Source organism: Microvirga sp. P4_A5 (genome assembly GCF_056402495.1).
Window position 1 is genome coordinate 51,810 of the sequence record NZ_JBFUHH010000022.1, and the last position, 8,755, is coordinate 60,564.

Sequence of the window (8,755 nt, forward strand, 5' to 3'; positions counted from 1 at the left end):
GTTCATTCGATCGGCGTGCCGTTGAACCGGGGAATGCGGTACCCGGTGTAAAGGTATTCGCTTCCGGCCTGGCTCTGGTGGCATGACTGGCAGCGGGCGGTGTTCTCGCTCATGTTGATGGTCTTGTCGGGCTTGAACCACTGGAACTGCCAATCGCCGGTGCGACGCCGTTCGTCGTAGTCCGCACCCCATCCGTCAGCCTTCTGCATGACGAAGTACCGGAAAACCTCGCCCTCGCGATAATCGACCAGCACGAATGCGTCCCCGACGGGACCGGCTGCCCTTTCTTGACGGCCTCGATGGCCTCGGGCGTGGTCATGATGTGCTCAGTCACGTTGCCGCGCTTGACGGTCGTGTAGTGCACCAGCTTCTCAAGGGTCGGAAACGTCACGCGATTGCTCTCGGCAATTGCCTGCCAGCCGACGAGCATGACAGCGGCAGAGGCCAGGGCAATCAACGGAAGGCGTCTTCTCGGGGACTTCACAAGGGACCTCGCATCGGTTGGGCATCAGGGCAGGTTGGAAGGGGCGCGGCGTCCTCCGCGCGTCCCGTCACGGGATGTCGTCATCGTCGGGTTGATCAGGTCTTTGGAGGCGCCTCCACTCCCGAGAAGACCAGAACCGCGTCTGGGAGACGCGCGCCCCGGATTTGGATCGCCGCAACGGCGCGGTTCAGTTCGGCCACTTCGGACGCCGTGAACTGCACCGTAGCCGCGCCGATATTCTCGCGCATGTGCGCCATTTGCGTCGTTCCTGGAATGGGAACGATCCAGGGCTTCTGGGCCATCAGCCAGGCCAGGGCGATCTGCGCGGGTGTGGCCTCTTTGCGTTCGGCCCAGCTCCTCAGCAGCGCGACGAGCGCCAGGTTGTGGGGCAGGTTCTCCGGTGAGAAGCGGGATTCGATTCCGCGAATGTCACCCTGCGCAAACCGTGTCCTTGCATCAATGGCGCCGGTCAGGAAACCCACCCCGAGCGGGCTCCATGGGACGAATCCGATTCCGAGTTCCTCACAGAGCGGGATGACCGCATCCTCCGGCCCGCGCCAGAGCATCGAATACTCGTTCTGAACGGCGGTGACGGGCAGCGCGGCATGAGCCCGGCGCAGCGTGTTCAGCCCCATCTCGGACAGGCCCCAGTGCAGGACCTTGCCATGCGCCATCAGGTCCTTGACCGCCCCGGCGACATCCTCGATCGGCACCTGCGGGTCGACGCGGTGCTGGTACAGGAGATCGATGCGATCGGTGCGAACGCGCTTGAGCACGCCCTCTACAGCCGCCTTGATGCGCTCCGGACGGCTGACGAGGCCCGGGCGCCGCTCGCCGGTCTCCAGATCGACGTCCCAGCCGAACTTGGATGTGATGACGACCTTGTCGCGGAATGACGCGATGGCTTCGCCGAGGATCCGTTCGCACTCGTGCGGGCCGTAAGCCTCGGCCGTGTCGAAGAACGTGACGCCCCGGTCAAAGGCCGTCCGGATGATGTTGAGCATCTCGGGCCGGCTGGGGATCGTCGTCTGATACGTCCGGTGCATGTTCTGGACGCCGAGGCCTACGCTGGAGACCTCCAGCGAGCCGAGCTTGCGGCGGCCGCTCACGGTTGCAGCGCCGGAGCCCTGACTGCCGTTGCCGGCACCTTGCGCGCCCTGCTGGGCGTTCGCGGACGTGGCAACGACCATGGGCGCTGCGGTCATCCCGGCTACTGCTGCCAGAAACTTGCGTCGGTTGGGATCGGTCCGGGTTTCCGTCTCTGACATGCTTTGCTCCGTTGAATATCACCCTGTCCATGGGAGGGTGGCTTGGTTCGAACCTAACGGGTGAGACTGCGATCGATTAGACGGGGAATGCAGCATGAGCCTATGAACATCATTCATGAGCTGCTTGGCGGGCATCCATTCCGGATCATCGCGAGGCTTAGTCCTTGATCTGCCGGATCGCGGCATTGAATCCCTTGGGCGTACTACTGGATCCTGCGAGTTTGCCGACATTGATTTGATCGATCGGCTTGCCGACAACCACCTTGGGCACGGCCGCCGCGACGAGGCGCTGCAATTCGAGCGAGCGTGGGACTGTGGCGTGCGGGGTCACTTCCACCGCAGTGATCGTGCCCTTCGCCAAAGTCGCTTTGACCGTGATGAATGACGGTTGGCCACCGTATTGTCCGGTCGCGGTGTAGGTGCCGTCCGCGTAGCGGTTGCGTTGAGATAGAATAAAGGGTCTGGCCGCCTCCGCTTGCAGGTCGGAATTCCAAACTCCCGCCAGCATCAAGGTGGCCGAGATCGTGGAAATCCGTCTCATCCTGTTTTCCACAGGCATTGTTGCTGTCCTTTCCGTTCAGGTGAAGAGTTCGCCGCAGAAGTCCGCCGAGACTTCGGCACGGCAGTCGGCGAACATCCGGACCGAGGAAAACGGGAACGCACGCTCTAGATGATCTGCTGAAACGAAGAAGAGCGCCGTGGCCAGCCCGTCGGCGGTCGCCGCATCGTCGGCCACAACCCAGGTCGCGATCACGTCGCGGGTTGGCGTTCCGGTGCGTCCGTCGATCAGGTGATGCAGGCCGTCACCCCAGGCACGCCGGTTCACGGCCGAGGCGCACAGGGCGCGATCCTTCAAGTGCGCCACGCCGATGGCGAGCCCGACATCGAAGGGGTGTTCGAGCCCGATCCGTAGGGGATCGTCGCCCGCATGGAGCAGGTCCCCGCCACCGTCGATGACGAAGCTCATGAAGCCTTCCTCCGGCAGGATGCCAGCGACGATGTCGACGAGGTATCCCTTGCCGGCCGCGCCGATGTCGATCACGAGCGGGCGTCGGGTGAGGAGTGACAGGACTTCGCGTCTAACGTCCTTCGACAATTGTGGTCTTGCAGCGGAATGGCTGCGGATCCCGGCAGAGTCCGGTGTTAGAGAGTTGGCCCGGTCGTACCCAAGCAGTTCGGGGTCACGCCCGACCAGCGGATCGACCGCGCCCTCCGTGCGGGCATGCAGTCGATCGTAGCGATCGTGCGACCGCGTCCGCCGGGAAGGTGAAGCACCCACCGTCACGCGATGACGCGATCCGCGAGACCAGCGAGTCCGGCCGGAAGCGTGAATAGGCCGCTTCGAATCGCTCGATCMGTTCGAGGATCCGCCGTCGCACCGGAATCTCCAGCGGCGTCGGCGTTTCGATCTCCCAGGCCGTTCCGATGGCATCGAACGTGAAGCGGAACATCGCACTTGCTCGCGTAGGGTCAGAGCCCGGTCATCTTCAGCGCACCTTCGGGCAGCCTTTCGCCCTTGAGTTCGATCCTTGACGCAGCTGCGTCGATCTCACGGAGATCGTCGGCCGTGAGCTGGACCTACGTCGAGCCGAGGTTTTCGTCCAGGCGATGCAGCTTGGTGGTACCCGGGATCGGCACGATCCAGGGCTTCTGCGCGAGCAGCCAGGCCAATGCGATCTGCGCGGGCGTAGCACCTTTCCTCGCCGCCACGTCTTTGAGCAGGTCGACGAGTGCGAGGTTCCCCTCCCTGGCCTCAAGCGAGAAGCGAGGGACGCTATTGCGGAAGTCCGTGCTGTCGAACGTCGTGGACGTGTCGATCTTGCCTGTGAGGAAGCCGGCGCCCAATGGGCTGAAGGGCACGAAGCTGATAACGAGCTCCTCAAGGGTCGGCAAGATCTCCGCCTCCGGCCCCCGGTACCAGAGGGAATACTCGCTCTGGACCGCCGCCACGGGCTGAACGGCGTGGGCGTGGCGGATCGTCTGCGCCCCGGCCTCCGAGAGCCCGAAAGCCCGGACCTTGCCGGCCTGGATCAGGTCCTTGACCGCGCCGGCGACGTCCTCGATCGGCACGCTGGGATCGACCCGGTGCTGGTAGAACAGGTCGATCACGTCGGTGTTTAGACGCTTAAGCGAGGCATCCGCGACGGCCTTGATGTGTTCGGGCCGACTGTTGACGCCACCGCGGCGCTCCATGGTGGCCGGGTCGAGATCAAAGCCGAACTTCGTCGCGATCACCACTTGGCTCCTCAGCGGCGCGAGCGCCTCGCCGACCAGTTCCTCGTTCGTGAAGGGGCCATACACTTCAGCGGTATCGAAGAAGGTGACGCCACGCTCCACCGCCGTCCGGATGAGTGCGATCATCGCCTGCCTATCCGCGGGCGGGCCGTAATTGGCGCTCATGCCCATGCAGCCGAGGCCGAGCGCGGAGACCTCAAGGTTCCCGATCTTACGTTTTTGCATATCTTGTCTCACATATGTCGGTTCAGCGACCGACGCGCGCTTGCAGATGCGCCGGGTAGCGGTCCCCGTGCACGGTGATCGTGGAGAGAGCCTCCTCAATCCTCTGAAGATCGTCGGCGGTCAGTTCGACATCGGCGGCGCCGATATTCTCTTCAAGCCGATGGATTTTTGTCGTTCCGGGGATCGGTACGATCCAGGGCTTGCGCGCCAGCAGCCAGGCCAGGGCGATCTGGGCCGGGGTTACCTGCTTCCCTGACGCGATCTGCCCGAGGAGATCGACAAGTCCCTGGTTCGCCGTGCGGGCCTCCTCCGAGAATCGGGGCACGATGGTGCGGAAGTCGTTGCCTTCGAACTTGGTGTCAGCATTGATGGTCCCGGTGAGGAATCCCTTGCCCAACGGGCTGAAGGGCACCAGGCCGATGCCTAGTTCCTCCAGCGTCGGGATGATCTCGTTCTCCGGCTCGCGCCACCACAGGGAATACTCGCTTTGTAGGGCGACCACGGGCTGAACGGCATGCGCCCGGCGAATGGTTTCCGCGCCGGCCTCCGACAGACCGAAATGCTTAACCTTGCCTTCGGCAATTAGGCTCTTCACGGTGCCGGCCACATCCTCTATCGGCACGCTCGGATCGACGCGGTGCTGGTAGAGTAGGTCGATCACGTCGATGCGCAGGCGCTTCAGCGACCCCTCGACGGATTGCCGAATGTAATCCGGGCGGCTGTTCAGGTTCTGCTGACCGTCGGGGCTTGGGAGCTCGAAGCCGAACTTGGTGGCGACCACCACCTTGTCCCGGATCGGCTCCAGCGCCTCGCCGACCACCTCTTCGTTGGTGAACGGGCCGTAGACCTGCGCGGTGTCGAAGAAGGTCACCCCACGCTCGTAGGCGGTGCGGATGAGTCTGACAACGTCCGGGGTGTTCGTGGCGGGGCCGTAGCCATGACTCATGCCCATGCAGCCAAGGCCGAGGGCCGAGACTTCCAGCCCGTTCCTGCCAAGTGTTCGCTTTTGCATGTCGGTTCTCCGTTGATTGAGCCTCAGGAGCGCAAGGGCGGTAGATGAGGTGACGGCCAACGATCTAGTGATTGGGACTACCCTCAGCTAGCTGGTAAAACGCGCATGAACCTATGAAGGACTTTCATGAATGCCGAGGGACACCATCAATGATCTTCAGGCTTTTCTGGCCGTCGCACGGGAGCAGAGCTTCACGAAGGCGGCCACGAAGCTGGGTGTTTCCCAGTCGGCGTTGAGCCATACGGTGCGCGGGCTCGAGGCGCAGCTCGGAGTTCGGCTGCTGACCCGCACCACCCGCAGCGTCGCGCCGACCGCGGCGGGGGAGCGCCTGCTCACGACGATGGGGCCGCTCCTCGACGAGATCGAGGCCGGGATGGCTGCCCTGAGCGAGTTCCGGGACAAGCCCGCGGGGACCATCCGCATCACGACAGGCGAGCACGCGGCCCACAGAGTCCTCTGGCCTGCCCTGGAGCGGCTGCTGCCGGACTATCCGGACATCAAGGTGGAACTGGACATCAACAACGGCCTGACTGACATCGTGGCGGGGCGCTACGATGCCGGTGTGCGTCTCGGCGAGCAGGTGGCCAAGGACATGATCGCGGYCCGCATCGGGCCGGACACGCGCATGGCGGTCGTCGGCGCGCCGTCCTACTTCGCAACCCGCAAACGACCGAGGTCACCGGATGATCTAACCAGCCACGACTGCATCGGTCTGCGCATGCAATCCGGTGGTTTCCTTACATGGGAGTTCGAGAAGGGCGGCCGGGAAGTGAGGGTGAAGGTCGAAGGGCGGCTAGTGTTCAACACCTCACTTATGGCCCTCGAGGCGGCGTCGGCCGGGCACGGCTTGGCTTACCTGCTCGAGGACCGGGTTGAGGCGTGCCTCGCCGACGGACCGCTTGTCCGCGTGCTCGCCGATTGGTGTCCGCCGTTCGCGGGCTACCACCTGTACTATCCGAGCCGCAGGCAACCGAGGCCAGCTTTCGCCCTGCTAGTCGATGCGCTGCGGTATCGCGGTTGAACAGGAAACACACGATCATCATCAGCCTATGTGGAGTATGTGCGTACCTTCTTGAATCCACCATTCGTTTCGGGAAGAACAGCTTATGGCTCGAGGGAGACCTTAGCCTCCACTTCCGCAATCGCGGGGCGGGCGGACGTTCTGTTAGGCACGCGAACGGGTCGGATTGACCCAAAGCAGACCTCCAGCCCGTAGGCATTCACGTTAGGCTATCTTCAATGCAGCATGTTCAACGTCTTGCAGACAAGCCCTCGTTGCCATCGATCCGCTGCCCGATTATGGCGATCGCCCGCTGATAGACGGGAGCAGCATTCCACGCCTGAATGGCCCTGAAATTGGTCTCGTCAGGCTCGTAGCCGGCACCCGCACGCCAGCCATGAGCCCTAAGGAAGTTCGCCGTCGAGGCCAGCGCATCGGCTGCATTGTCGAGGTTGCCTCCGGTGCCGTAGTTCAGAATGCTCTTGGGCAGGAACTGGGTCTGGCCAATCTCGCCGTGCATCGAGCCGCGTGTGCCTGCTGAGAGGACGCCGCGGTCAATCAGGGTCAGAGCAGCGTAGAGTTGGTCGGTGAAGAAAGCCGACCGACGGCAGTCAYAGGCGAGGGTCGCCACCGCCGACAGCGTGTGCTGGTTCCCACGCTGCCGTCCGAACGCCGTTTCCATGCCCCAGATGGCCAGGAGTGGCCCGGGCGGGACGCCGTAGCGTTGCTCCAAAGACGCGAATAGAGTTGCCTTCGACTGCTTGAGCATGCGCCCACGCCCGACAATGGCTGAACCGCCGCGCTTGGCGAGAAACTGGTCGAGCGAAAGCCGGAAGCTTCTCTGGCCTCGGTCGGCCGCGATGGTCGCAGTCGAGTAGGTCGTCGCTGTGAGGGCTCCGACGGTTGGGGCGCTGATGCCCCGTGCTCTGGCTTCATCGGCAAACTGCTGCTTCCACACGTCGAAGCCCGCCACTGTGTTGCCGCACTGCGCAGCCCTTGCGTTCGTGTCCATGGCCGCAAACGACACCAACGCTGCGATAGCAACCAGCGCAAGCTCTTTACTGGTGTTCATGCGGATACCTTCTATAGCCGTTGGAGCACGCAGCCACCAGGCTCCCTGGCCTGGTCCAGGAACGACCTAGTCCACGAATGTTATGCCCGCACGCCGCACCGTCGAGAAGCGGCTCTTGGCATAAACAGACGTGTATGGAACCTGCACGTATTCCAAGGTCTTTCGTGCAGCCCAGCCCGGGAGGGTGTCCCTGTACCGGGCAAAATTCGGATTGGGCCCCCTTCCGAAGAGCACCTCGTTGAGATTCAGCCCCACCCCGACATAGAAGGACCGCTCGATCGGATAGCCGAGCTCGCGCTCCTTCTCCTCAAAACCACGCGCATCGAAGCCGACGTGCAGTTCCGCGTAGCGCAGGGGCGTGCTCTCGAGCGTCTCAAACCCGCTGCCCTTCAGGGCCATGATATAGCGCTGGCGCTCATAGGGCGGGAGAATGCCGTCATCCCCTGTGATGCTGGGACGCTCATAGCTTGCGGGCGTGTACATTAACCGCCAGTCCAGCTTTTCCGAAAGCCCAGGTATGGAATTCCGGAAGACCGAAAAGAGGGCGCCCACGCCGTTCGCCACGATGTCCTCGCGCGAGAAGCGATGTCGGCCGGTGAAACCGTCCATAGTCTCGGCGAGACCCATGATGCCGAATGCGACGAGCGCGGCTGTGATTGGGGCACCTGTGGGGTTGGACGCATTCGCCCGGATCCTGTCCGTCAGCAGGTCAGCAATGACGTATGTCGAGAACGAATGACCGATCTTGTCCATGCCGCCGTGCCGGGTGTTCCTAGCGAACCATCCTTCCTCGATGGTCTGGAACCCGGAAGTGTTGCCCCAGTCCCAATCCTTGAAGCCGACTATGGCCATGCCCGCTCCGACGATGGCCAGCTCCCAACGAATAGCATGCAGATGATCGCCCAGTTGGCTGACCGAGTAGAACGTCGGAGGGAGGGGCGTCGGCTCGAGTTCTGCCGCCGTGGGTGTCCCTGCCCGGGTAGCCGCGCCCGCTGGCGGCCCCGCTTGTGGTCCCCTCGCTCGGTGCCCGGACCGCTCTTCCGATGTTCTGCTCGGTTGCGCCAGGGATGCTTCAGGACCCGAAACGATACCCAGAGCGGCAAAGCAAGCGACTAAGGCGACGACCCGCATCTGCCGATCCTCTTCTAGCGCCCCCAGGCAGTACCTTTCTATGGCAAATGACAGAACTCAACCCCTTCGGCGGAAGCGATCTGCCGCAGGGGCCCGAAGGCGGCAAGGAAGGTAAACGGAACCTAAAAGCCCGAATGGCTGACGCACTTCCTGAAACCAAGATACGTCTTGTTTTGGCACGCGGCGGTCGTTCTTGCTGCGTCCGCTTAAGCCTCGGATCCGGACCCTCTCAACGAAGGCGGCTCGTCGTTGAGCCGCCCCCTGGGGTTCAGATTTCAACCTGTTCCGCGATCGTGAGCGCATCGTCGACGTCGATGCCGAGGTAGCG

The 8,755-nt window shown here is 63.2% G+C and carries 7 protein-coding genes and 2 pseudogenes; 1 reads left to right on the forward strand and 8 read right to left on the reverse strand.

What is annotated here, in order from left to right:
* Positions 1–2: 2 nt before the first annotated feature.
* The 6 genes and pseudogenes from AC1DVM_RS08800 to AC1DVM_RS08825 all read right to left on the reverse strand — a co-directional run bounded on the left by AC1DVM_RS08800 (position 3) and on the right by AC1DVM_RS08825 (position 5,224).
* Positions 3–430, reverse strand: a pseudogene (locus AC1DVM_RS08800) (cytochrome P460 family protein).
* Between the two features lie 149 nt (positions 431–579).
* Complete coding sequence (locus AC1DVM_RS08805) at positions 580–1,752, reverse strand: aldo/keto reductase (RefSeq protein ID WP_477253769.1); 1,173 nt, start codon at positions 1,750–1,752, stop codon at positions 580–582.
* Between the two features lie 157 nt (positions 1,753–1,909).
* The gene (locus tag AC1DVM_RS08810) at positions 1,910–2,293 is read right to left on the reverse strand and encodes a hypothetical protein (protein WP_477253770.1); all 384 of its coding nucleotides are present in this window, start codon (positions 2,291–2,293) and stop codon (positions 1,910–1,912) included.
* 36 nt (positions 2,294–2,329) lie between these two features.
* On the reverse strand, positions 2,330–3,184 hold the full coding sequence (locus tag AC1DVM_RS08815) for an FAD:protein FMN transferase (protein WP_477253772.1): 855 nt from the start codon (positions 3,182–3,184) through the stop codon (positions 2,330–2,332).
* A gap of 38 nt (positions 3,185–3,222) precedes the next feature.
* A pseudogene (locus AC1DVM_RS08820) lies at positions 3,223–4,212 on the reverse strand (aldo/keto reductase).
* A 22-nt stretch (positions 4,213–4,234) separates the two neighbouring features.
* Positions 4,235–5,224, reverse strand: coding sequence for an aldo/keto reductase (locus AC1DVM_RS08825; protein WP_477253774.1), 990 nt, complete (start codon positions 5,222–5,224; stop codon positions 4,235–4,237).
* Positions 5,225–5,354: 130 nt separating this feature from the next.
* Here AC1DVM_RS08825 and AC1DVM_RS08830 point away from each other — a divergent pair, with 130 nt between their 5' ends.
* Complete coding sequence (locus AC1DVM_RS08830; RefSeq protein WP_477253775.1) at positions 5,355–6,245, forward strand: LysR family transcriptional regulator; 891 nt, start codon at positions 5,355–5,357, stop codon at positions 6,243–6,245.
* A 229-nt stretch (positions 6,246–6,474) separates the two neighbouring features.
* Here AC1DVM_RS08830 and AC1DVM_RS08835 read toward each other — a convergent pair whose 3' ends face one another.
* Complete coding sequence (locus AC1DVM_RS08835) at positions 6,475–7,296, reverse strand: lytic murein transglycosylase (protein ID WP_477253777.1); 822 nt, start codon at positions 7,294–7,296, stop codon at positions 6,475–6,477.
* Positions 7,297–7,362: 66 nt separating this feature from the next.
* Positions 7,363–8,427: a DUF2279 domain-containing protein gene (locus AC1DVM_RS08840; protein ID WP_477253779.1), complete on the reverse strand. Its 1,065-nt coding sequence runs from the start codon at positions 8,425–8,427 to the stop codon at positions 7,363–7,365.
* Positions 8,428–8,755: the final 328 nt, after the last annotated feature.